The 24,176-nt window shown below is 59.3% G+C and carries 20 protein-coding genes; 13 read left to right on the top strand and 7 right to left on the bottom strand.

The window, feature by feature from the left end; all coding sequences use genetic code 11:
- Nucleotides 1-33 precede the first annotated feature (33 nt).
- From ASG19_RS14595 to ASG19_RS14580, 4 genes are all read left to right on the top strand, one after another.
- Nucleotides 34-528, top strand: a complete 495-nt coding sequence (locus tag ASG19_RS14595) for a tripartite tricarboxylate transporter TctB family protein (protein WP_062458685.1) — start codon at nucleotides 34-36, stop codon at nucleotides 526-528.
- A 17-nt stretch (nucleotides 529-545) separates the two neighbouring features.
- Entirely contained in the window at nucleotides 546-2,060 is a 1,515-nt protein-coding gene (locus tag ASG19_RS14590) for a tripartite tricarboxylate transporter permease (protein ID WP_062458682.1), read from the top strand.
- A gap of 44 nt (nucleotides 2,061-2,104) precedes the next feature.
- Nucleotides 2,105-3,487 (top strand): hypothetical protein, encoded by a 1,383-nt coding sequence (locus tag ASG19_RS14585; RefSeq protein WP_062458679.1) that lies wholly within the window; start codon nucleotides 2,105-2,107, stop codon nucleotides 3,485-3,487.
- Between the two features lie 86 nt (nucleotides 3,488-3,573).
- Nucleotides 3,574-4,302: a sulfite exporter TauE/SafE family protein gene (locus tag ASG19_RS14580; RefSeq protein ID WP_062458676.1), complete on the top strand. Its 729-nt coding sequence runs from the start codon at nucleotides 3,574-3,576 to the stop codon at nucleotides 4,300-4,302.
- A gap of 22 nt (nucleotides 4,303-4,324) precedes the next feature.
- Here ASG19_RS14580 and ASG19_RS14575 read toward each other — a convergent pair whose 3' ends face one another.
- The 3 genes from ASG19_RS14575 to ASG19_RS14565 all read right to left on the bottom strand — a co-directional run bounded on the left by ASG19_RS14575 (nucleotide 4,325) and on the right by ASG19_RS14565 (nucleotide 8,189).
- Nucleotides 4,325-6,037, bottom strand: coding sequence for a dihydroxyacetone kinase family protein (locus ASG19_RS14575; RefSeq protein WP_062458673.1), 1,713 nt, complete (start codon nucleotides 6,035-6,037; stop codon nucleotides 4,325-4,327).
- An 11-nt stretch (nucleotides 6,038-6,048) separates the two neighbouring features.
- Nucleotides 6,049-6,987, bottom strand: coding sequence for a sugar phosphate isomerase/epimerase family protein (locus tag ASG19_RS14570; RefSeq protein WP_062458670.1), 939 nt, complete (start codon nucleotides 6,985-6,987; stop codon nucleotides 6,049-6,051).
- Nucleotides 6,988-7,151: 164 nt separating this feature from the next.
- Complete coding sequence (locus ASG19_RS14565; RefSeq protein WP_062458667.1) at nucleotides 7,152-8,189, bottom strand: 4-hydroxythreonine-4-phosphate dehydrogenase PdxA; 1,038 nt, start codon at nucleotides 8,187-8,189, stop codon at nucleotides 7,152-7,154.
- 169 nt (nucleotides 8,190-8,358) lie between these two features.
- On the opposite strand from ASG19_RS14565, the gene ASG19_RS14560 reads away from it, so the two are divergent.
- The 9 genes from ASG19_RS14560 (at nucleotide 8,359) to ASG19_RS14525 (ending at nucleotide 18,889) form a co-directional block, all read left to right on the top strand.
- Nucleotides 8,359-9,039: a GntR family transcriptional regulator gene (locus tag ASG19_RS14560; protein ID WP_062458664.1), complete on the top strand. Its 681-nt coding sequence runs from the start codon at nucleotides 8,359-8,361 to the stop codon at nucleotides 9,037-9,039.
- A gap of 110 nt (nucleotides 9,040-9,149) precedes the next feature.
- Nucleotides 9,150-9,929 (top strand): DeoR/GlpR family DNA-binding transcription regulator, encoded by a 780-nt coding sequence (locus ASG19_RS14555; RefSeq protein ID WP_062458661.1) that lies wholly within the window; start codon nucleotides 9,150-9,152, stop codon nucleotides 9,927-9,929.
- Entirely contained in the window at nucleotides 9,926-10,696 is a 771-nt protein-coding gene (locus ASG19_RS14550; RefSeq protein WP_062458658.1) for a triose-phosphate isomerase, read from the top strand. The genes ASG19_RS14555 and ASG19_RS14550 overlap by 4 nt, the downstream gene beginning before the upstream one ends.
- 12 nt (nucleotides 10,697-10,708) lie before the next feature.
- Nucleotides 10,709-11,164, top strand: coding sequence for an RpiB/LacA/LacB family sugar-phosphate isomerase (locus ASG19_RS14545; RefSeq protein ID WP_062460374.1), 456 nt, complete (start codon nucleotides 10,709-10,711; stop codon nucleotides 11,162-11,164).
- A 254-nt stretch (nucleotides 11,165-11,418) separates the two neighbouring features.
- Nucleotides 11,419-11,547 (top strand): hypothetical protein, encoded by a 129-nt coding sequence (locus tag ASG19_RS24630; RefSeq protein ID WP_274598295.1) that lies wholly within the window; start codon nucleotides 11,419-11,421, stop codon nucleotides 11,545-11,547.
- A 91-nt stretch (nucleotides 11,548-11,638) separates the two neighbouring features.
- Nucleotides 11,639-13,510 carry an ABC transporter ATP-binding protein/permease gene (locus ASG19_RS14540; protein WP_062458656.1) on the top strand — a complete coding sequence of 624 codons (1,872 nt, stop codon included), beginning with the start codon at nucleotides 11,639-11,641 and terminating at the stop codon, nucleotides 13,508-13,510.
- A gap of 122 nt (nucleotides 13,511-13,632) precedes the next feature.
- On the top strand, nucleotides 13,633-13,995 hold the full coding sequence (locus ASG19_RS14535; RefSeq protein ID WP_162237932.1) for a response regulator: 363 nt from the start codon (nucleotides 13,633-13,635) through the stop codon (nucleotides 13,993-13,995).
- Nucleotides 13,996-14,586: 591 nt separating this feature from the next.
- Nucleotides 14,587-17,022: a PAS domain-containing protein gene (locus ASG19_RS14530; protein WP_082476419.1), complete on the top strand. Its 2,436-nt coding sequence runs from the start codon at nucleotides 14,587-14,589 to the stop codon at nucleotides 17,020-17,022.
- Between the two features lie 319 nt (nucleotides 17,023-17,341).
- Nucleotides 17,342-18,889 carry a cryptochrome/photolyase family protein gene (locus ASG19_RS14525; RefSeq protein WP_156466522.1) on the top strand — a complete coding sequence of 516 codons (1,548 nt, stop codon included), beginning with the start codon at nucleotides 17,342-17,344 and terminating at the stop codon, nucleotides 18,887-18,889.
- Between the two features lie 239 nt (nucleotides 18,890-19,128).
- On the opposite strand, the gene ASG19_RS14520 is transcribed toward ASG19_RS14525, so the two are convergent.
- The 4 genes from ASG19_RS14520 to ASG19_RS14505 form a co-directional block, all read right to left on the bottom strand.
- Nucleotides 19,129-19,638: a hypothetical protein gene (locus ASG19_RS14520; protein WP_156466521.1), complete on the bottom strand. Its 510-nt coding sequence runs from the start codon at nucleotides 19,636-19,638 to the stop codon at nucleotides 19,129-19,131.
- A 188-nt stretch (nucleotides 19,639-19,826) separates the two neighbouring features.
- The gene (locus ASG19_RS14515) at nucleotides 19,827-22,085 is read right to left on the bottom strand and encodes a polysaccharide biosynthesis tyrosine autokinase (protein ID WP_062460371.1); all 2,259 of its coding nucleotides are present in this window, start codon (nucleotides 22,083-22,085) and stop codon (nucleotides 19,827-19,829) included.
- A gap of 72 nt (nucleotides 22,086-22,157) precedes the next feature.
- Entirely contained in the window at nucleotides 22,158-22,844 is a 687-nt protein-coding gene (locus ASG19_RS14510) for a hypothetical protein (RefSeq protein WP_210168448.1), read from the bottom strand.
- A gap of 106 nt (nucleotides 22,845-22,950) precedes the next feature.
- Entirely contained in the window at nucleotides 22,951-24,159 is a 1,209-nt protein-coding gene (locus ASG19_RS14505; RefSeq protein WP_156466520.1) for a polysaccharide biosynthesis/export family protein, read from the bottom strand.
- Between the last annotated feature and the right edge of the window lie 17 nt (nucleotides 24,160-24,176).

The raw sequence follows: 24,176 nt of genomic DNA, 5'->3' as shown, positions 1-24,176 counted from the left end.
CGTGCCGGATCTTTCGATCGAGGGAAATCAATCATGCGTATCAAGCGACTCCATGTCGAGATCGTCACCGCCATCACGCTTGCCGCCGTCGGCGCGCTGGGTGCAACAGGTGCCCTGGAACTCGGCGTCAGCTGGAGTGAATCCGGCCCCATGCCGGGCTACTTTCCGTTTTACGTCGGCATCATCCTGATCGTTGCGGCTTTTGCCAGCGCGGCCCAGGCCATTTTCAGGTTGAAAATGGGCAGCGAGGAGATGCGCGAGACGTTCCTTGAGCCGGAACAGACGCGAAGGGTTCTTTCCTTCCTTCTGCCGATGATCGTCTTCGTCATCGTGACGGTCTTTCTCGGCACCTATATCGGGACGGCGCTGTATCTCTTCTACGTTGCCTGGCGCAACGGCGGCTACAAGCCGTGGATCGCGATCCTGATCGGTGTTGTCTTCTCCATCGCGCTTTATTTCGTCTTCGAAAAAGCGTTCCAGGTGCCGCTGCATAAGGGCCCGATCGAAGAAATGCTCGGCATTTACTAAGCACCCGGAGCTTGATCATGGAAAATTTTGAACTGCTTATGGGTGGCTTTGCGACGGCACTTACGCCGATGCACATCACCCTGATGATCGTCGGCGTCCTTCTCGGGCTGATCGTCGGCGTCCTCCCCGGCCTCGGGGCTCCGAACGGCGTATCGCTGCTCATTCCGCTGACCTTCACAATGGACCCGGTATCGGCGATCATTCTGCTGGCGTCGATGTATTGGGGCGCGCTGTTCGGCGGCTCGACGACCTCGATCCTCTTCAACATTCCCGGCGAGCCGAGTTCGGTGGCGACCACTTTCGATGGTTATCCGATGGCGCGATCCGGGCAATCGACCCGCGCTCTCACGCTTGCCTTCATGTCGGCCGGCATCGGCGCCTTCGTCGGTATCGTCGTCATCACGCTTCTGTCCACCTGGGCGGCGCGTTTTGCGCTTCGGTTTGGCGCGGCTGAATATTTTGCCGTCTATTTCCTCGCTTTCTGCGCCTTTGTGGGGATGGGCAGCGCTTCGCCGATCAAGACGGCCGTCTCGCTTAGCCTCGGACTTCTCCTTTCCACTGTCGGTATGGATACGGTCACCGGATCGCTTCGCCTGACATTCGGCATCGAAGCCTTGCTCAGCGGCGTCAGCTTCTTGGTGGTCGTCATCGGTCTGTTCGGGATCGGCGAGCTTCTGGCAACCGTTCAGGACGGGCTGAAATTCCGTGGAGTCGCGTCCCGTATCGATCCGCGCGACGTCTTCAAGACCATGCTGGAGCTGCCGAAATACTTCACCACGATCGTGCGCTCGTCTGCCGTCGGGATCTGGATGGGCATCACGCCCGGCGGCCCGACCGCAGCATCGTTCATGAGCTATGGTCTTGCACGCCAGTGGTCGAAGCCGGGCGAAAAGTTTGGTACCGGTCGTCCGGAAGGTATCGTAGCACCGGAAACCGCCGACCATTCGGCTGGCACCTGCGCCATGCTGCCGATGCTTGCCTTGGGCGTTCCAAGCTCTGCAACCGCAGCCGTGATGATGGGCGGCCTGATGATCTGGGGCCTGACGCCCGGACCAATGCTTTTTACCACGCAGCCGGACTTCGTCTGGGGCCTGATCGCCAGCATGTATATCTCCAACTTCGTCGGCGTTATCCTGGTTCTGCTGACGGTTCCGTTCTTCGCCGCCCTGCTTCGCATCCCGTTTTCGATCATCGGACCGATGATCGTGGCGATCTGCTTTGTCGGCGCCTATACGGTGGCGAATTCGACCTCCGACCTCTGGCTCGTGCTGATTTTCGGCGTCGTCGGTTTCGTCTTCAACAAGTTGGAGTTCCCGCTGGCACCATTGGTTCTCGCCATGGTTCTCGGCAGCAAGGCGGAAAGCTCGTTCCACCAGTCGATGATCGCGTCCGACGGATCGCTCGGGATCTTCTTCTCGAACTATCTGGTCGGCTCGATCATGACCGTGGCACTCGCTCTTCTCATCATTCCGCAGAGCCTGAAGTTCATCAAGTACCTCAGAAGCCACAAGAACGTGGACGCGGCGGCATAAGCCGCGCCCACCAGTTTTTCGTTTCGGTTTAGGAGGGGAACACCATGAACTATCATACCTATTTCGGCAGAGAGTCCGATCCGGTCGAATGCTGCATCGTCGGCACCGGCGGCTTCGGCCGCAGCTTCATCGCGCAAAGCCTGAAGACGCCAATGATCAGCACCCGCGTTGCCGTCGATCTGAAGGCGCAAACCGCGACAGACGTTCTGCGGGGTCTTGGGATCGATCCGTCCAGGATTGCCCAATGCGCAACCGCGAGCGAGGCGAAAACGGCCTGGGAGAACGGACAGTATATCGCGGCGGGTGACCTTTCCGTCGTCCTCGACCTTCCGATCTCCGTGGTTGTCGAAGCCACCGGTCATCCGGAAGCCGGGGCGAAACACTGCCGGCTTGCGATCGATGCGGGCAAGCATGTCGCGCTCGTCTCCAAGGAAGTCGATAGCGTCGTCGGTCCCGGCCTTGCGCTGCGCGCCCGCAACAACAATGTCATCGTGACCCCGGTCGATGGCGATCAGCCGAGCCTGTTGATGGGTCTGGTCACCTGGGCGGAAGTGCTCGGACTGGATGTCATCGCCGCCGGCAAGGCCAGCGAATACGATTTCGTATACGACCCCAAGCAGAAGACGCTGAGCTCCAACGGCAAGACCGCGTCTGCACCTGATTTTGGCGACTGGATCGAACCGGCGACGCTTGACCTGTCGACCATCGCGGCAAGACGATCGGAAATCGCAGCGGAGTTTCCGCAGCGGGCAGTTCCGGACTTGTGTGAAATGACGCTGGTTGCCAATGCCACGGGCTTCCTGGTCGACCGGGCCGACCTGCACGTTCCGATCGCGCGGATCACCGAAGTCGCAGATTTCTTTTCCGAGCGTTCGAGCGGCGGATTTCTCGGCGCGCCAAAGGTGCTCGACGTCTTCCACTGCCTGCGGCTTCCCGGCGAATTGAGCTTTGCCGGCGGCGTCTTCGTGACGGTCCGTTGCGACGACGCGGAGACCTGGCAGATGCTGGCGGAAAAAGGCCATGTCGTGAGCCGCAAGGCCGATGTCGCCATGCTCTACATTCCACGCCATCTTCTGGGCGTCGAGGCTGCAACGAGCATTCTGGAAGTCGGCCTGCGCGGCGTCTCCAGTGGTGCTGCCGAGCCGCGGCCGGTGATCGACCTCGTCGCGCATGCGGATGCAGATATCGAAGCCGGAACAATTCTGACGGCAAGCGGCCACCATCACTCGATCGTCAACGTTTCTGCGCGGATGATCCCGGCCGGCCCGCTCTCGGATGACAGGGCCGTTCCCTTCTACCTGGCAGCCAATCGCACCCTAAAGAGAGCGGTCAGGGCGGGCCAGCCGATCCTTTGCGGCGATGTCGAACTCGATGAGACCTCGGCATTGCTCGAACTGCGGCGCGAGCAGGACAAGGCATTCTTCTAAGCCTCCCAAGGCAATGCGCGGCCGGCGCGAACGCTGGCCGCGCGCTCTCAAAGGCCCTGTGGCCGAACTTGCGTCGAGGATAAGCCTTGCTCTCCTATATCCTCGTCTGCGCCATAGGTTTCGTCGCCGGTTGCCTGAGCGGGGTGATCGGCACCGGCGCCAGCCTCATTCTCCTGCCCGTTCTTGTTCCGATGTTTGATCCCGCTCGCGCCATTCCCGTCATGGCGATCGCCGGGCTGATGGCGAATGCCGCGCGTGTGATGGCTTGGCACAGGCATGTCAATTGGCGGGCCGTTCTCGCTTATGCGCTCCCCGGCATGCCGTCAGCGTCCTTGGGCGCTGTCAGCCTGGTCCATCTGCCGGCAGCCGTCAGCGGCACTTTGCTCGGCCTCTTCATCATGCTGCTTGTCCCGTTCCGGCGATACATTCGCCACCGCAACATGACCATCGGGCTGAGTGGAATGGCAATCGCCGGTGCCGTTATCGGGTTTCTGACCGGGATGTTCCTATCCACCGGTCCACTCAGCATTCCAGCCTTTATGGCCTTCGGGCTGACCAAGGGCGCCTTCCTGTCGACGGAAGCAGCGGCCTCGATTTTCGTGCAGGCCGCAAAGATTTTCACGTTCTATCAGGCAGGTGCGCTGACCCATGATCTCGTGACCAGCGGTCTCGTGATTGGTTCGTCACTGATGGCCGGAACGTTCTTTGCCAAACGGTATGTCCTCAGCATGTCGGAGCGCACGTTCGGTCTGGTGATGGATGGCATTACCCTGGCATCCGGCCTGTGGCTCACCTGTGTCGGTCTGTTCGGCTGAAACCGAACAGACCTTTTCATGGTCAGCCGCGGCTGGCGATAAAGCCGGCAGCAAGCTGCGCGACCATGGACAGCGATACAGCGCCGGCATCCGGATGGCCGATGCTCTTTTCCGCAAGCGGACGCGCACGCCCGAGCCGCGGCGTGAGTGCAGCTGTTGCTTCGGCGGCCGCGCTCGAAGCGTCAGCCGCAGCCTTGAAGGCTTCCGGCAGGGACTTGCCGGCCACGGTCTTCTCCGTCAGCGTCTCGACGAACGGAATGAGGGAATCCACGAGCGTCTTGTCGCCAGTACGGGCACGGCCGAGACTGGTGACGGCATCGAGCGCCCTGCGCGCGCCTTCGGCAATCGCTGCTTCATCAGGCACGTCGTTGTCGCTCAGTGCGCTGCTCCACGACCGCAGCAACAATCCCCAGATCGCGCCGGATGTGCCGCCGGCCCGGTCAGCCCAGGCATCGCCGCCCAGCGCAAGCGTCGTCTGCGCGCCGGCGCCCGCCGATACGGCAGCGGCCATCGCCTTGGCAGCGGCATCGGAACCACGCTGCATTCCCTGCCCATGGTCGCCATCGCCGGCGATCGCATCGATGCGGCCAAGCTCGGACTCCTTATCCCTGAGCATGGCGGCAGTCCTGGCAAACAGATCCGAGATGCACGCGGCCGACTTGCGCGACGCTTCGGAGGCCGCCGGGATCACCGGAGCAGCTTCCTCATCGGTGATGACATCGGTGCGCAATTCGGCGACTTCAGGCCGTCCGCGACGAAATGCCGGCGCATCGCAGGGTGCCGCCCAATAGCGCTCAAGCTCTTCATCGAGCCAAGTCAGCGTCAGCGAGCAACCCTGCATATCGAGGCTGGTGACGAACTCACCGGCTTCCGGCAGGACGATCTGAAGATCGGACCCGGTGAGTTTCTTCTGGACGGCTGTCCACAGCACGAAGAGTTCTTCATATTTTGTCGAACCGAGACCGTTGAGAACGGCTGCGACGCGCGTGCAGCCCTGCGGCCTTTCGGCCAGCAGTTTGTCCGTGAGCACATCTGCAAGATCCGTCGCGCTCGCGATATCCTGCTCGCTGATGCCAGGTTCGCCGTGAATGCCGAGGCCGAGTGCCATCCGGCCTTTCGGGACCGTGAACAACGGCTGCTTTGCACCGGGAAGGGTGCAGCCTGCAAAGGCGACGCCGAACGAAACCGTGCGTTCATTGGCATGCCGGGCGATACGCTCCACCTCGTCAAGCGAAAGCCCCGCTTCCGCCGCCGCTCCCGCTATCTTGAAGACCATGAGGTCGCCGGCGATGCCGCGGCGCTTGGCGTGTTCGTCAGCCGAGGCACTCGCAACGTCATCGGTCACGGCAATGATGCGCACATCGATGCCTTCGGCACGAAGCCGCTCTGCAGCGACCCCGAAGTTCAGCACGTCGCCTGCATAATTGCCGAAGCCGAGAATGATGCCGCCGCCATTGTCGGCATGGCGGCAGACACGTGCAACCGCTGCCGTCGATGGAGACGCAAACACGTCACCGGCGACCGCTGCATCGGCCATGCCCTGGCCGACATAGCCCGCGAAAGCCGGATAGTGACCCGAGCCGCCGCCGACAACGACGGAAACCTTGCCGTCAGGGACCTTCGTGGCACGCACGACACCGTTGGCAATGAGACGCACATGGTTAGGATAGATCTGGCAAAAGCCGGCAAGCGCAGTCGAGGCGAATTCGTCTGGGGCATCAAAGATCGTCGTCATGTAAGCGGTCCTCAAGTACGCGGCAGAATGCGCCGGAGATAGTCGCGGTTGGTCGCGCTGACGGAAAGGCCGTCGCCACCATAATGCTCGCACAGGAACGGGCTGTTGAAACCGTGTTCCAGCGCAAGCTTGATTGCTGTGCGATAGTTGATCAAGCCGGATTCGAGCGGAACCGGGTAGCTGGCGATCAGGCCCGCATGCTCGTCCTCGATCCGCATGTAGTTCTTGACGTGCCAGTATTTGGCGAACGGCGCGACTTTCGTCATCATTTGCAGCCAGTGCTCGACCGGCCGATGGAGACGGATGAGATTGCCGAGATCGGCGTTGATGCCGACATTGGCCAGACCGACTTCCTCGACGAAGCGGACAGAACTGTCCGCCGTTCCGAGATACGTGTCCTCGTACATTTCGAGGGAAACCTCGATCCCGACTTCTGCGGCGTGCCTGCCGAGTTCGGCAATGCGGGCCACCGCCTTGTTCCACGTCGCGGGATCATCGGGGTTTTTGGCACCCTGTTCGGTCCAGAACCACAACGCGCTTTTCTGCTTGTCCGTCAGCGGCTCGAAAAAGCCGAAGGAAACGCTCTGCGCACCGATCTCGGCGGCAGTCTCGATGACGCGGTGGCTGTAGGCGAGATACTCGTCGCCGTGTTTGTCGTCGATGACGCTTCGGCGCGATGTCGAGATTGCGGGGATGGTCATCCCTGCATCTTTCACGACCTCGCAGAACGCACGGCGACGGTCCGCCGAAAGATCGGCGACGCGGAGCCAGCTGTCGGTGGGATCGAGTTCGGTAAAGCCTGCATCCGCGACTTCGCCGATCGTCTTGGCCCATTCCTCGACGTTCTGATCCTGAACCGAACGACCGTCCGGCAACATATTGGGGTATTGAATCATTGCGGCCGCGATCGGCCAGGTCTCACGCGTCCACTTGGGAGCTGAACTTGTCATTGTCGTCCTCCAACCGCGACGCCACCGCGCTCTTGATGGCGCAGGGAAGCCGCACACTCTGACATTTGGCAGCCGGCGTTCAAGCCGACCGACATGCGCCAAGCCCGCGTCCTCTCGGGCTGAGATGACCGGCCATTCACGGCCGGTCATTTATGATCAAGTGATCACGCGGCCTGTGCTGCCAGGCGCTGGCGCTTTGCCATACGGGTCGCAAGCAGGATCGCTTCACGGGTCGCGCCGATATCGGCTATTCCCTTGCCTGCGATGTCATAGGCCGTGCCATGAGCCGGCGTGCAAAGCGGGAATGGCAGGCCACCCATCATCGTCACGCCCTTGTCGAAGCCAATCAGCTTCATGGCGATCTGACCTTGGTCATGATACATGGTGAGGACGGCGTGATAGCCTTCCTTCATGGCGCGAAGAAACACGGTATCGGCCGGGAACGGACCCTCGACGCCGTAACCGCGCGCCTTCGCTTCGGCAACGGCGGGTTCAATAATCTCGATTTCTTCCATTCCGAAGCTGCCGCCATCGCCCGCATGCGGGTTGAGACCGGCGACCGCGACGCGCGGCTCATCGATACCGGCGGCCTTCAGGCAGGAAACAGTCAGTTCGAGTTCCGACAGAAGCCGGTCCACGGACAGGTTGGCAGCCACTTCCTTCAGCGGGATGTGCGAGCTGACACGTGCGTTCCAGATCTTTTCGAGAACGTTGAACTCGCGGATCTTGCCGGTGAACGACAGAACGTCCGAGACGAAACGGATTTCGTCGTCGTAGCCCGGATAGGCAAAGCGCATCGCCTTCTTGTTGAACGGCGTGAAGCAGACCGCATCGGCCTTTCCGGCATGGGCGAGCTCAAGGGCGGTGCGGAAGTTGCGCGTGGCGAACGTGCCGCCGGCCAGCGTCGCTTCGCCGCGCTCAACCTCTTCCGGAGCGAGATGGCCCAAATCGACAAAAGCGTGCTTCGAGCGATCGAGACCCGACAGACCATCGAGCGAAGCCGAGATCAGATCCGGCTGAACGCCCGCTTCCTGCGCGCCCTTGTCGAGAATGCGGCGATCGCCGATCACGACGATATAGGCCTGCTCTCTGATGTCATCCAAAGCCAGAAGCTGTGCGGTCAGTTCGGGGCTGATACCGGCCGGGTCTCCCATCGCAAGCGCAATGGTGGGACGGCTATCGTGATGCTGGGTGATATCCATGGGTCAATTCTCCTACCTCGGTGAGGACGTTTCTAAGCCATCCGGAATCGCAGGACAAGTCTTTTGCATTTTGTATGCAGCATTTTTACGTTTGGTGCCGTTCGGGTTCTGGTATAATCCTGGCGAGACGCTTTGATCATCACGGCGGTCCAGAAATCGAGCTTTCAAAATGAGTGATACACTGCCCGAATTGCCTGTCTCGCCATCCGGCCCCATCCGGCGGACGGCCTTGCACGACACGCTCGTCACTCGGTTGCGCGACATGATCATCGAGGGCGAGCTTGCCCCCGGTTCGCGGATGCACGAAAGCCAGCTCGGCGAACAGCTGGGCGTTTCGCGCACGCCGCTGCGGGAAGCGATCAAGTACCTTGCCAGCGAAGGGCTCGTCGAACTCATTCCAAGCCGCGGCGCGATCGTCAAAAGGTTCAGCGGCAAGGATGTGCACGACATGCTCATCGTTCTGAAGAACCTGGAGGAGCTTGCCGGAAGCCTTGCCTGCGAGACCGCGACGGATGACGATATCGCCCGGGTCAGGCAACTGCATGACGAGATGCGGGCCTGCTACGACGTGAAGGATCGCCTGCGCTACTACAAGCTCAACCAGGCCATCCATACCGAAATCTGTCGGATCGCGGACAACCAGGCACTTAGCAGCGTTCAAGCGCAACTGCAGTCGCGCTTGAAGAGAATCCGGTTCATCGGCCACGAGGGTCCGGACAAGTGGTCGGCGGCCATGGCCGAGCATGAGGAGATGATCGTCGCGCTCGAAGCGCGGGACGGAGAAACCTTGTCCAAGGTATTGGGGCTTCATTTGCTCAATGCGTGGCAGCGCGTCAAAGACGCGATATAGCGCAAGTCGAAATCTCCAGAGCCAACATGGCTGCCACAAAATCACATCCAAAATGTTGATTATAACAATATAGGTGTTATATCCGTTTCATCCCACGCGGACGGTCTCGGATGAAGCGCGAAGAACGACACCAACGGATCATCAATCTGCTGATCGAAAAGCGAACCGTCGATCTCGACGATCTGGCGGAGCTTTTTGCCATCTCCAAGATGACCGTTCACCGTGATCTGGACGAGCTTGAGCAGGCAGGGGTGCTTCGCAAAGTGCGCGGCGGCGCAACGATCGACGCAGGTACCCAGTTCGAGAGCGATTTTCGGATCCGCGAACGTCAGGATCATGCCGCCAAGCACGCCATCAGCAAGGCGGCTGTCGATTTGGTCGAACCCGGCATGACCGTCATGGTCAATGACGGATCGATGGCGGCCGTGCTCGGCGAGGCACTGGCCGACAAACGTCCGCTGACGGTTATCACCAACAACGCGGCCGTCATGGAGCGGCTGAAAACCGAGACCGGCATCACGCTGATCGCCCTCGGCGGCGTCTATTCGCCCAAGTTCAACGCATTCTTCGGCGTGGTCACGGAAGAGGCTTTATCGCGGCTGCGAGCTGACGTTGCGTTCATCTCAACCCCGGCCGTCGCATCGGGGCAGGCCTATCACATGGACGACGCCGTGATCCGGGTTAAACGCGCGATGATGGCATCGTCGGCGCGCGCTTACCTGCTCGTCAACCACGAGCGGATTGGCCAAACGGCGCTACATGTCCTCGCCGGTCTCGATCAATTCGACGCCGTCATCACCAACCATCAGCCTGAGGCCCAACTGCTTCGAGACATCGAAGACACGGGCGTCACACTGACCATCGCATCGTCGGGAGGATCACATCCATGACCACATCGCCAAGCTTCTGGATCGGCACCAGCTGGAAGATGAACAAGACGCTTGCCGAAGCTCTGGAATTCGCGGCTGCCGTGAAGGCAGCTGATGAAGACAGGGATTCGCGCATCCAGCGATTTGTCATTCCGCCATTTACCGCCACGCGCGAGGTCAAGGCTGCCCTTGCCGGAACCTCCGTCAAGGTCGGCGCGCAGAACATGCACTGGGCTGATCAGGGTGCCTGGACCGGCGAGATCTCGCCGCTGATGCTGAAGGACTGCAAGCTCGACATCGTCGAGCTCGGCCATTCCGAGCGGCGCGAGCATTTCGGCGAGACGAATGAAACAGTCGGGCTGAAAACCGAAGCAGCGGTTCGCCACGGGCTCATCCCGCTGATCTGCATCGGAGAGACGCTCGCTGATCGCGACAGCGGCAACGCACAGCAGGTCCTTGCGGATGAGGTTCGCGGTGCCCTTTCCAAACTGTCGGGCGACCAGAAGAATGCCGAGATCCTGCTCGCCTACGAACCGGTCTGGGCGATCGGCGAGAATGGCATTCCCGCCACCGCAGATTACGCATCCGCCCGCCATGCCGAGATCATTGATGTGGCGCAGTCCATCCTTGGACGCCGCATCCCCTGCCTCTATGGCGGGTCGGTCAATCCCGGCAATTGCGAAGAACTCATTTCGAGCCCTCATATCGACGGGCTCTTCATTGGCCGTTCCGCCTGGAATGCCGAGGGCTATCTCGACATCCTGGCAAAATGTGCCGCCAAACTCTGAGGAGACATGACCATGAAGCTTGCAATTGCAGGAGACAGCGCCGGCGAAGGCCTGGCAAAGGTTCTCGCTGATCATCTGAAAGACCGTTTCGACGTGCACGAAGTATCGCGTACCGATGCCGGTCCCGATGCGTTCTACGCGACGCTTTCCGACCGGGTCGCCTCCGGTGTCATCGACGGCACCTATGACAAGGCCATCCTGGTTTGCGGAACCGGCATCGGTGTCTGCATCTCGGCCAACAAGGTCCCCGGCATCCGCGCCGCACTGACACACGATACCTATTCGGCTGAACGCGCCGCCCTCTCCAACAACGCCCAAATCATTACCATGGGCGCCCGAGTGATCGGCACCGAACTGGCCAAGGCGATTGCAGACGCCTTTCTGGCGCAGACTTTTGACGAGAACGGTCGCTCGGCCGGAAATGTCCAGGCGATCAACGAGGTAGACGGGAAGTACAACGCCCGCTGAACCTTTTCCGTGACCGGACAATGTCCGGTCACGCCCTCCTCTCCGACTGACAGATGTCGACACAAGATTCACGTGTCCTTTTTCGCGGCCATACCCTGTCGAAGCTCGCTCAACGGGCAGGCTTACGGGCGACTGGAAACCTAGTCCCCACACCCCTCAAAAATCCTAGTGTCTATCGTCTTTCCGGCGGCAGGAACCTTAATGTTCCAAACTACGTTTCTGCGCCACCTGCGGGTATCAGGGGAGGAGAAACGATGATTGAACATAGCGTTTTCGTACAACGCCACTTTGGCACTCCAGCAAAGCAAATCATGTTTGAAACGAGAGCGATGGCCGCAGCGCAGCTTGTCGCTTTAGCAGCGCCATTCGATCCGCAGGCATAGGCCACACCTACCCCACCTGCTTTCCGTTTCCGTCAATCTTTCTACAGTTTCTAAGTGCGCTGCCCAGCGGACGATCTCGACCGGAGTGTCAATGTCAGAAACCACCTCGACCAAGCCAGGCGCAACAGCCGCCACCCTTACCCCGGAACAGGCAGAACAGGCACGGCGCGCCTATCTTCTCAAACGTTTCTGGGTCAGCGCTCGCGGCTACTGGGGTCGCGATGGCGACAAGATCGCCTGGGTATGCTCGATAACGCTTCTCGCGCTCATCGGTGTCAACGTCGCTTTCCAGTATGGTATCAACGTCTGGAACCGCGGACTGTTCGATGCGATCGAGCAGCGGAATGCCGATCAGGTCTATTCGCTAGGCCTTCTGTTTCCGCCGCTCGTGCTTGGAAGCGTCGCGCTCGTCAGTTCGCAGGTCTATCTGCGCATGCTGATGCAGCGCCGCTGGCGCTCGTGGCTCACGAAATCATTGATCTCTCGGTGGCTTACGAATGGACGCTACTACCAGCTGAACCTGATCGGCGGCGATCACCAGAACCCGGAAGCCCGCATTTCCGAGGATATGCGGATCGCGACGGAATCGCCCGTGGATTTCACGTCAGGGGTGATTTCGGCTTTCGTGTCGGCGTCGACCTTCATCGTCGTCCTGTGGACGATCGGTGGCGCGCTGACGATTCCGATCGCCGGAAATTACGTCACCATACCCGGCTTCCTCGTGATTGCGGCGGTCGTCTATGCCATCATCACATCGAGTTCGATCGCGGTCATCGGCCGGAACTTTGTGAAAGTGTCCGAGAATAAGAACCAGGTCGAAGCGGAGTTCCGCTACACGCTGACGCGCGTGCGCGAAAACGGCGAGAGCATCGCGCTGCTGGGCGGCGAAGAGGAAGAGCGCAACGATCTCGATCGGACCTTCGCAAATGTCCGTCAGCAGTGGCGGCTGCTTGCGTGGCAATATATGCGCACGTCCTTGGTCTCGCACGGATCGATGCTCATTGCACCGGTCGTTCCGGTCCTGCTCTGTGCCCCAAAGTTCCTCGATGGCAGCATGTCACTGGGTCAGGTCATGCAGGCGGCATCGGCATTCACAATCGTTCAAGGTGCGTTTGGATGGCTGGTCGACAACTATCCCCGTCTCGCCGACTGGAATGCCTGCGCCCGTCGCGTAGCCTCGCTGATGGTTTCGCTTGATGGTCTGGAACAGGCCGAACAGAACGAAACTGTCGGACGGATCAAGCACGGCGAGACTGAGGGTGACACCATGCTCAGCCTGAACGAGGTTTCCGTCTCGCTTGGCGACGGCACTGCCGTTGTCAAGGAAACGCAGGTGGAGATCGGGCCTGGCGAACGCGTCCTCGTGGCGGGTGAATCCGGTTCTGGCAAGAGTACGCTGGTGCGAGCCATTGCGGGGCTGTGGCCATGGGGAGAAGGAAGTGTCAACTTCCGCAAGGGCCAGGAACTGTTCATGCTGCCCCAGAAACCATACATCCCCTCGGGCACCCTGCGTCGCGCCGTCGCCTACCCGAAACCGGCAGACACATGGTCGGCAGAAGAAATTCATGTTGCCCTCGACAAAGTCGGGCTCGGGCACCTGCGCGACAGGATCGAGGACGAAGCGCCATGGGACCACACGCTGTCAGGAGGAGAGAAGCAGAGGTTGGCGTTTGCCCGGCTTCTCCTCAACGACCCTGACATCATTGTCCTTGATGAAGCGACCTCCGCTCTCGACGAAAAGACGCAGGACAAAATCATGGAGATGATGATCGACGAGCTGCCCAATGCCACAATCCTGAGCGTGGCACACCGCGTAGAGCTCGAACAGTTTCACAGCCGCAAGATCACGCTCGAGCGCCGGGAGGGCGGGGCAAGGCTGGTTAGCGACGTCGATCTCGCGCCTTATACACGCGGCCGAAACGTCTTGTCGCGACTTCTCGTTCGCCCGATCATCAAGCCGTAGAGGATGTGAATGAGAGTTCGGCTCAGATTCAGACAACGCCCTGTGTAAAAGTCGGAACTGATGCCTCGCCAAAATGTTCAATTGTACGGTAACGTACAGAGAATGTGATGCCGAGGTCCGAAATGAGCCAAGCCGGAGTTATTCTCGTCGTTGAAGATGAGCCCGTCCTCCGATTCATATTGGTGGAGGAGTTGCAGGATGCCGGGTACGAGGTGTTTGCCGCGGTCGATGCAGCCCAAGCCATAGACATCCTGGAGAGCAACTTCGATATCCAACTTCTCCTGACGGATATCGACCTGTTTGCCGAGGGTGAAGGCGTGGAACTCGCTCGGATGGTGCGCGATAGATGGCCACCGATCCGGATCATCCTCACGTCGGGAAACTGGACGCTTCAACAATCCGAGCTTACGTTTGCAGAACGCTTTATCCCCAAACCCCATGGGCCGGGCGTACTTCTCCAGACCATCAGAGAGTGTATGCTTTGACATGCTCTTATGGAACCATTTTGCGCAAACGGCGTTGTGCAGAGCGACCAAGGGATGACTCCGCGTTTACCGTTACGACGCGAGGGATTGCTTGAGGCGACGAATTCGACTGAGACCTTTGCATAAATGACAATGACCGGGGCCCCGTCCGACGCACGGGATGGAGATACGAAACCCATGCACCGCAAATTGCTTGAATCGTTTTACGGCTACGGTGCCGCAACAACAGTCGTCGCTGTTGGTCTTTTGGCGGTGTGGTTAATTCGGTGACCTCTTGCGCCGTACCGAGGGCTCGCTGACTCATACCGGTCCGCCAAGACGCCGCCTCTGGTTTTGCCGGAGACAGCAGTTGCGCGAGAAGACCGGCTTCTCGGGAATATTCTGCGGAAACAACTCGTCGCCTTAGAGGTTGAACACAGACTGTGGCCACCATCCTCCACGCGTCAAACACCGTCTCCCCACCCCTCCCGTTTTCTGTTAGACCCGATCTCCAGACTGAAGCCATTAAACTGAAATGAGCGTAGCCTTCATGTGCCGAACAGCCAGTGAGCCTCTGACGTGATGCAGATCCTTTCAGAGATAGAAGGCGAAATGGCTTCGCGGATTCGCGCGGTCGATTGGAGCACAACCAGCTTAGGACCTATCGAGGACTGGCCGATAGAGCTGCAGACCACGCTGGCCTTGTGCCTCAATACCGATCTGCCAACTGCCATCTACTGGGGAGACGAAATGCGTCTCCTTTATAACGATGCGTGGTCGCCGATCGCTGGAGAAAAACACCCGTGGGCATTGGGTCGCCCCGCGTCGACCGTCTGGGCGGACATCTGGGATATCATAAAACCGCAACTCATGGCCGTCGTCGAGACGGGCAAGGGTTTTCGTGTGGCCGATCAAATGCTGCCGATGCTTCGCGGCGGACGCGTTCAGCATACGCATTGGGACTACAGCTTCGCACCGATCTTTTCGGCGGAAGGTCGTGTCGTCGGGGTTTTCAACCAAGGTACCGAGACGACCGCCCGCCTCTCTGCGCAACGGGCGTTGCGGGCGAGCGAAGAGCGACTGGAATACGCACTCGGCGCCTCAGAAACTGTCGGGACGTGGGACTGGGACATCCCGAACGACAGCGTGGTGGCCGACGCGCGATTTGCCAAGATCTACGGCGTTGAGCGGAGCGTTGCCGCCAGCGGCGCTCCGATCGGTGCTTTTTTCCGTCTGGTTCATCCCGATGATCTGCCGGCCCTTCAATCCGCGATCGACGAAGCGCTGAAGACGGGCACTATATTTTCGCAGGAATACCGGCTCGTCGACGCGGATGGTTCCGTCCGGTGGGTGACTGCCCAAGGCCGCGTCACGCTTGCGCCGGACGGTACACCATTGCGGTTTCCGGGTGTGTCATTTGACATCACCGATCGCCGCGTTGTCGAAATCGCGCTGCGGGAGAGCGAGGAACGCTTCCGTGCGATCACCAATTCGATCGACCAGATGATCTGGGCCACGCAACCCGACGGCCACCACGATTATTACAACCAGCGTTGGTACGACTTCACGGGCGTCCCGCAAGGCTCGACAGACGGCGAGGAATGGAACGGCGTATTCCACCCTGACGATCAGGATCGCGCCTGGTCCACCTGGCGTCGCAGCCTCGTCACAGGAGAGCCCTACCACATCGAGTACCGCCTCCGACATCGTAGCGGTAACTATCGATGGGTTCTCGGCCGCGCGCAGCCTGTGCGGAAGGAGGATGGCGAAATCAGCCGCTGGTTCGGGACATGCACCGATATCCAGGACATCGTCGATGCACGCGATATTCTGTCGAAGTCCCGCGAGCAACTGGCGCGTGAAGTAGAAGAAAGAACCGCGAAGCTGGTCGACGCGCAGGACCAGTTGCGCCAGGCGCAGAAAATGGAAGCCGTTGGTCAGCTCACGGGCGGCATCGCGCATGACTTCAACAATATGCTGGCCGTCATACTGGGTTCGATCAGCCTGCTCGAAAAGCGGTTGGCGCGCGGTGAGGTCGATGTCGGCCGCTACATCGAGGCCGCAAAGGATGGCGCAACGAGAGCTGCGTCGCTGACGCACCGCCTGCTCGCTTTCTCGCGACGGCAACCGCTTCAGCCGGAGGTGATCGACCCCAATCGCATGATTGCCGGAATGTCGGAATTGCTGACCCGCACGCTCGGAGAGCATGTTTCCGTGGAAACCGTCTTGGCGGCCGGACTGTGGAAAGTCTATGCCGACAGCAGTCAGCTGGAAAACGCCATTCTCAACCTCGCCGTGAATGGCCGCGATGCCATGCCCCGCGGCGGCAACCTGACGGTCGAAACCGCAAACTCGTATCTTTCCGACGAATACGCGCAGGACAATGCAGTGGCAGCCGGGCAATATGTCATGATTGCCGTATCGGATACCGGAACGGGGATGACGCCCGAGGTTATGGCGAAGGCTTTCGATCCGTTTTTCACCACCAAGGAGGTCGGCAAGGGATCGGGTCTGGGACTAAGCCAGATCTTCGGCTTCGTCAGGCAGTCGAGCGGGCACGTCAAAATTTATTCGGAAGAGGGCGTCGGGTCATCTATCAAGATCTACCTGCCGCGGCATCACGGTGAGGTTGAAGCCCCCGTAAACATCCAGGGCGTCGTCAAGCAGCCGGGCCGGGGCAGCGTTTCCGAGACGATCCTTATCGTAGAGGACGACCAGCGCGTGCGCGTTTTCTCCACCGAGGCGCTTCGGGAACTGGGATATACCGTCGTCGAAGCCGCATCGGGCGAGCAGGCGCTCACCTTGATCAGGGCAGGTCTCAAGCCGACCTTGTTGTTTACAGATGTCGTGATGCCGGGGATGACAGGCCGAGAATTGGCCGACGCCGCCAAGGTTCTGATGCCGGAATTGAATATTCTCTATACGACTGGCTACACCCGCAACGCCGTTGTCCATAACGGCGTGCTGGAGGGGGGAACGCACCTCTTGCAAAAACCCTTCAGCCTCGATCAGCTTGCCGATAAAATACGGAAGGTGCTGGACCAGTAGCCTTCGCGAATAAAGCGGGGCGGCGTGAGGAGCGTTCGAACTCGGGGCTGGACCGACGGGCAAGCCTGTCTGCGCACAGCTCGCGGTCCGATCAGAGAATGGACAATCGACGAGCGAAATGGGAGGCGGCGGCGCGTACACTCGCGCCGTCATCATTGGCCTGTGATTTTCGCGTATAGCAATGCAACGCTTCGACCCCGTCGGCATTCACCGGATAGACAAGATCGACATGCTCCCTCTTCGATCCCGACCTCTGCTCTTGCAGGGGTTTGGCGGAAAGGCACGGTATCCGTCACTATAGGAGAGGATCAAAGGAGCCGTGAATCCAACCCGCAACCTCATTTTCATTCTTGGCGATCAGCTATCCTTGTCGGTATCGAGCCTTGAGGGTGCCGATCCCACGCAGGATATGGTCCTGATGTGCGAGGTGGTGGAGGAGGCGACCTATGTCGAGCATCACAAACTGAAACTCGCCTTCATCTTTTCCGCAATGCGCCATTTTGCCGATGAGCTGCGTGCGAAAGGCTTCTGCGTCCGGTACGTGCGGCTTGATGATCGCGACAATTCAGGCTCCTTCACGACCGAGCTTTTGCGCGCGATTGCAGAGACGTCACCCCGATCGATCATCGTCACCGAAGCTGCCGAGTGGCGCGTTCTTTCCGCCATGGAAGACTGGCAAGGTTTGGTAAATCTGCCGGTAGAGGTGCGGCAGGACACGCGGTTTATCTGTTCGACGACGGAGTTCAAAGCCTGGGCCAAGGACCGCAAGGCTCTGACGATGGAGTATTTCTATCGGGACATGCGGCGCAAGACCGGCCTCTTGATGAACGGTGACCACCCCGAAGGTGGCCGGTGGAATTTCGACAGTGAAAATCGCAAACCTGCCAAACCCGACCTGTTTCGCCCGAAGCATCATGTCTTTCCGCCCGACACAGCAACGCAGGAGGTTCTTGCGCTCGTCGAGCGCACGTTCCCGAACAATATGGGTTCGACGGAGAATTTCTCGTTTGCAGTGACCCGCGCTGACGCGGAGAAAGCTGCCGACGGATTTATCCGCGACTTTCTACCCAATTTCGGCGAGACGCAGGACGCGATGCTGGCCGAAGAGCCTTTCCTCAACCACGCGCTTCTCTCCTTCTACATCAATGTTGGACTGCTCGATCCGCTCGCACTATGCCGGGCTGCGGAGCGCGCGTATTTCGAAGGACACGCGCCGCTGAATGCGGTCGAGGCTTTCATCCGCCAAATCATCGGCTGGCGCGAATATATCCGCGGCATCTATTGGCTGAAAATGCCGGGATACGAGACAAGCAATTTCTTCACCGCATCCCGTCCCCTGCCGGGCTTTTTCTGGAGCGGTGAAACGGACATGGCCTGTATGTCCACAGTGATCAAACAGACGATTACCCATGCCTACGCGCATCATATCCAGCGTCTGATGGTGGTCGGAAATTTCTCGATGCTGGCAGGTCTTGATCCCTATGCGGTCCATCGCTGGTATCTGGAAGTCTATGCCGACGCCTACGAATGGGTTGAACTCCCCAATGTGATCGGAATGAGCCAGTTTGCCGACGGTGGGTTTATGGCCTCCAAGCCATACGCCGCAGGCGGCGCGTATATTTCTCGTATGTCCAATTACTGCGAAAGCTGCCGGTATGACGTGTCGCAGAAAACTGGCGAGAAAGCCTGTCCCTTCAACGCCTTGTACTGGGATTTCCTCGCCCGTAATGCCGAGTCACTGTCGGGCAACCACCGTTTGGCGCAGATGTATGCGTCATGGCGACGGATGTCGGCAGGAACGCAGCAGGCCTATCGCAACAGTGCTTCTGCATTTCTCGGGAAACTGGATGACGGAAGCCGTGTTTGACCGTGTGGAAATAGGCCGGCGACGGAGCATCTGAGGAGCGCCCCCCGCAGAATGAATGGATCTGATCGCTGACGAGGTCCGTGTCTCTACCCCCAAGAGTGAGCCGGGATCATGCGGAATGGTCCTCCGCTCTCGGAAGGAAAAACAGGGCGGAGGCGAACCGGGTTCACTTGTTCCTTCGAGAACTGGTCGCGACCGCCTTCCTCGAACGATCTGACGCCCGGTCCGGATGGACGAACCTATCTCCCCATTTTGTCGCGCAACGATCGACCGAGATGACAATCTTGCGCGTAAGATAGGACCTCACGGGCAAGGACTGGGTTCGCCAAAGGCAAACGCCGCCGCAGCGCAGCGCCTTTCAAGGAGCATACCACCGCAAGATCCGCTTTCAGCGGTACTGCCGCGAGGTTAAGGCTCGGCTTCGTCAGGCGGTTGTACAAGCGGAACCGCGCCGCAATCGTGTTTTCTTCTGCGGGGGCGTAAAGCTGCGACAGCGTGACGAGCTTTGCGATTTCCTCTGGCTGTTCCCCGACCGCTTGCCTGACCATTGCATACCGGACCCAGAAGTTTCCATCACTCGGGAGGCAGTGAAGCGCAAAGCGCACCACGGTCTCTGCCTCCCCAAGCGCGCTCGACCAGTTGTCGTATTCGACATCCGGGCTTTGCGTATCCAGCCGGACGAGCGCAACCGTTACAGCTGCTTTGACGAACTCGCTTTGGCAAACATCGTCTCTGAGAAGCAGTCTCATCTGCGGTAGAGTTCCTTCGAGCAACTCCCGCGAGACCGGTCTGTCGCGTTCAATCTCGGCCGCGATGTGTCGCATGGTCCCGAACCGGGCGTAACGTGAGATCTGTGTTACCGAGATCGCCAGGCTTCCCATGCAGAGCAGGACGACCGCTCCGATGAGAAGCGGTCTGCGACCACGCCGCGTCATTCTCAGCCTTCCTGGTAGTACTGGGAGTATCGCGAGTAATAATATTCGCTGGAGCCATAGGCTCGGTAGAGCTTCATCCGTTCCTGGTCGACCTTGTTCAGCACGACACCAAGACACTTGTCGCGGACATAGGGATCGGAAGCGAGAACCTGACGAACGACCCGGCGTGCTGTCTTGCCCCATTCGGTGACGAAGATGAACCCGTCAATTCGGCCTGCAATGGCGCGGGCATCGACGACCGGGCCAAGAGGCGGCAGATCGATAATGATATAGTCTGCGGTATTGCTGATGTCTGCGAGCACCTGACGCATGCGCGCGGACGACAGCAGTTCGGACGAATGCGGAATGCGGTGACGGACAACTGCAGGCAAGAACGCAAGTTTAGTCCGATCGTTTCGAAGGAAAAGCGACTGCGGATCCCTGTTGTCGATGAGCACTTCGAGAAGGCCGGATTCCGCATGTCTCCCGATCGCCCGCGTCGCGCCCGGGTTGCGCAAATCGCCGTCGATCAGGACGGTTCTGTTTCCTTGCCCCGCCAGCAACTCGGCAAAATTCACCGCAATCGTTGACTTGCCTTCTCCAGGCAATGACGAAACGACGCCGATGATCTTGCAACTCTTGCCGGTAAGCGCGAGGTCTGCAGCAATCTTGGCGCTTCGAAGCGTTTCCGCGAAGGCGGAGAGTGGGTGATCGATGACATAATTCGAAACGGCATGGGTCTTTCGAACCTGGCCAATGCCACGACCGTCAGAGCTATCCGGAGCATCGACGGCCTTTGCCGGAGCCACTATTGGCGCGATGCCCAGAAATTCCAGATTGAGAACGTCGCGAACCTGTTCGCCGGTTCTAAAGAAACGGTCCCGGAACTCGCGAAACGCGCCAAGGCCACTCCCGACCGCGGCACCGATAATCACGAACAGCGCCAGCACCAATGGCTTGCGGGGATGGCTCGGACTGTCGGGTGCAGCTGCTCGCGTGATGATACGTGCTTCTGTGACCGGGAAGGACTGTTGCTGTATGGCTTCCTGATACCGCTGCAGGAAGGTCTGGTACATGTTCTTGTAGGTGTCAGCTTCCCGCTCGAGTTCTCTCAGCTGTACCTGGGTCTCGCTCGCGGTGGCGCTGATGCCTGTGGCCTGCGCGACCGAATCCGTCAGGCTCTTTTCCCGGGCCTTGGCAACGTTGAGATCGCTCTTGTAGCTTTCGGCAATACGATTGACCTCTTCGAACATCAGACGGTTGTATTCCGTCATTTCGCTGCGCAGCCTGATCGCTTGAATGTGATTGACTCCGAGACGATCGGAGATCTGCGCTTCCCGCTTGGAGGCATCGAGATATTTCTGGCGCAGTTCGTTGGAAATGGAGCTGTCGAGAACATCCGTAACGATCGCGTCTCCTTGGCCCGAAGCGATGATCTGCGCGATCCGCTGCAGGCGCGCCTCAGCTTTTGCGGTATCTGACTGCGCGACGATCAATGCGCTGTTGAGTTCGGACAACTGCTGGTCAGCAACCAGAACCGAGCCGGCAGCAACGAGGCCGTTGGAACTGCGGAACTTCTGGACGGCAAGATCCGAGTCCAAAGCCTTCTGGCGCAGTTCGGCTATGCGATCCTGCAGCCAGCCGCTTGCGCGCCTGGTTGCCTCATATTTCGAATTAAGCTTGTCAACCAGATAGGCCTCTCCGATCGCGTTGGCGATCTTTGCAGAGAGAGAAGACGATGGAGAGGTGTAGCTGATGCTCAAAACATAAGTGCGACCAACGCGGCTGATCTCCATGTTCCAAAGGAGCGTGTTCGCAGCGGTGCGGCGTTTCGCCTCCACCTGATCGCTGGTTTCGGGTTCAACAACGAACCACGAAGAGACATTTGCCAGCGACCGGAGCGTTCCGACCATCGTTCCAATGACAGACCCTCCGGCACTCGCAAACGCCGCATCATTCGTAAGGTCGAGCTTATCCACGACGGACATTGCAATCGTGTCCGATTTCAGGAGTTCAACTTGACTGAGAACGGAACCCTCGTCGTCGACCACGCCACCAATTGTCGAAAGCTGCTGAACGACTTCTCTATTGCCTTGGTCGATCAAGACGCTGACGTTGGACGTATAAAGAGGAACTGCCGTGAATATATACGCCAATCCTAGGACAATAGCGGCCGCCACTGCGGCCGCTACGATCATCCATTGTCGTCTGGCGATCGCTAAAACAGCGTCGAAATCAATTCCTTGAACGGAGCGCTCTAAATCGACATCGTCGCCTTGCAGGCCACCAGAGAAACTCTTGTTATGAATCTGCAAGAAAAACCTCGCTCAATGAAATGCCAGACAGTAGCCGCCTCAGAACGACGCCGTGGTCGAACTGCCTTCGACGATCGTCGTCGAGCCGCCGTCTTCGCTCGCGTAATATCCGCTACCGCCGCCGGAAGAGAAGCTGGACGAGCCCGAGCCGGTCGACGCAGTCGTTCCCGCGCCACCATTGCTGCCGCCACCCGGCGTGCCGCCGCCGCCAATCGCGCCAGCGCCACCGGTTGCAGAGCCGCCACCGCTGAGGCCGCCGCCAAGAGACGCAGTCTGCGTTTCGCTGTTGGCCGCGAGAAACGCTGTCTCGAGAGCGCGATTGCCGCTGTCCGCGATAGCGTCCTGGATACGGGAGGCATATTCGGGATTGACGGTAGCGCAGGCCCTTGCGGCACGAGCAAGCCCCGCGCCGATCGCGGCAGCCTGACCGGCATTAGCCTTTGCAGCGATGGCAATCAGCGGGGACAGTGCGTCGGCGCTGGATCCGGCGAGCGAACGAGCCTGATTGGACAGTGGAAGTCCTCCAGACGAGAACTGCGACAACAGACTTTCTGGAGCTGCGAGAAACGCGCTGATCTCGGCATCAGACATCCGCGCCGGAGCGACGAAGCATCCCGCCGTTGGCAAAGCCGACTGTGCATGAGCCGAAGAAAGGTCAGCAATACCTGAAACTAGAGCAGTGGCAAGCGCGATACCTGCAATATTACTTATAAAAACCTTAAGCATGACTGTCTCCCGAAGATTACTAAACTAATCAATCCATCGCACAGAAGTAAAAAATCATCAATAGTGAGATTAAATTACTGTTAACTTGTGAATTTGAAGCGACGGCTCACGGGACGAGTTCTCGAACAGCATCGCGGGTGGCGATGGCATCCGACGGAACACCAGCGACAGTCGACGTCACAGAATTCAGGATGTTGAGGAACTTCAGCGTTTCGACGGAGTCGGAGTTGGACACATAGATCGTGTCCTTATCCTGCATCGGGAACTTCTGGACAGCGAAGAGAGCCGAAGGATCTCTCATGTTGGCTCTGAAGATAACGGGAACCATTTCGCCGCTGAACCGACTGGTATCCACGCCCAGCTTAGCCAGGAAGTCTTTCTTGACTGTGCGGTAGAGCATGACCTGCGCCGGATTTGCACGCGAGTCCAGCAATCCGCCCGCCTTCCCCAGTGCTTCACCAAGGGTCAGCTTCGATTCCTCGAAGTCAAACCTGCCATTGAGACCCGAGGCGCCAAATGCAAGGTAGGTTCGACGTTCACGATCGACCAGAATGGTGTCGCCAGGTGCGACATAGATGTTTTCAGACGGCGTGGCGACCAGATAATCGTAAAGGACAGTCGCCGATTTTCCGCGTCTTTGCAGCGTAATATAGGTTTCGATGCCGGGCGAGCTCAGGCCGCCGGCTTCTGAAACGACGTCAAGCACGCGCTCACCAGCTTCCGTCAACTCTATCTTCGCAGGCGAGCGTACGTCGCCCAGAACCGCGACCTGAGCAGATCGGCTGCTGACCTTCGTGATCAACACCTGCGGCTCAATCGCGCGATTGGCGAGTGCATCCTCAACTTGTCGCTGGACGTCCTCCACCGGACGCCCGGCGGCCGGGATACGACCGGCGTAAGGGACGCTGATCGTACCCTCCCGATCGATTGTCTGGTTCGGTAGCGACACGTAGTTACCAGGACGACTCCCGGCGTCGTTGGGAATAAACAGGCCGCCGGACTGAGATTCAAAGACGGAGACCTGAACGACGTCACCAACGCCGAGCGGCAAGCTCGGGGCTCCGCCACGACCGCCGCCGAACCCCCCTTTGAGGGAGGTCGCCTTTGTATCCTCTACATAAGCAAGCACAGATTTACTAATGTCGACGAGAGCATAGTCGATCCCGACGGCCTGTGCCTTTTTGGCTGATGTAACCTTTGCAGTTGCCTGCGCCTCCACCTGCCGAGAATCTGGTCCAGAGTTTGGCAGCGCCGTGCATCCCGACAGGAATGACGTCGCCACAAGAACAAAAGTCGATGCGGTTTTGATTTTCACGTGTGTCCCCTTAGAAG

Origin of the sequence: Rhizobium sp. Leaf306, assembly GCF_001423425.1 — a bacterium.
GTDB classification, from domain to species: Bacteria; Pseudomonadota; Alphaproteobacteria; order Rhizobiales; family Rhizobiaceae; genus Neorhizobium; species Neorhizobium soli.
The sequence above is the reverse complement of the archived record's forward strand: the minus strand, read 5'-3'. Positions and strand labels throughout refer to the sequence as shown.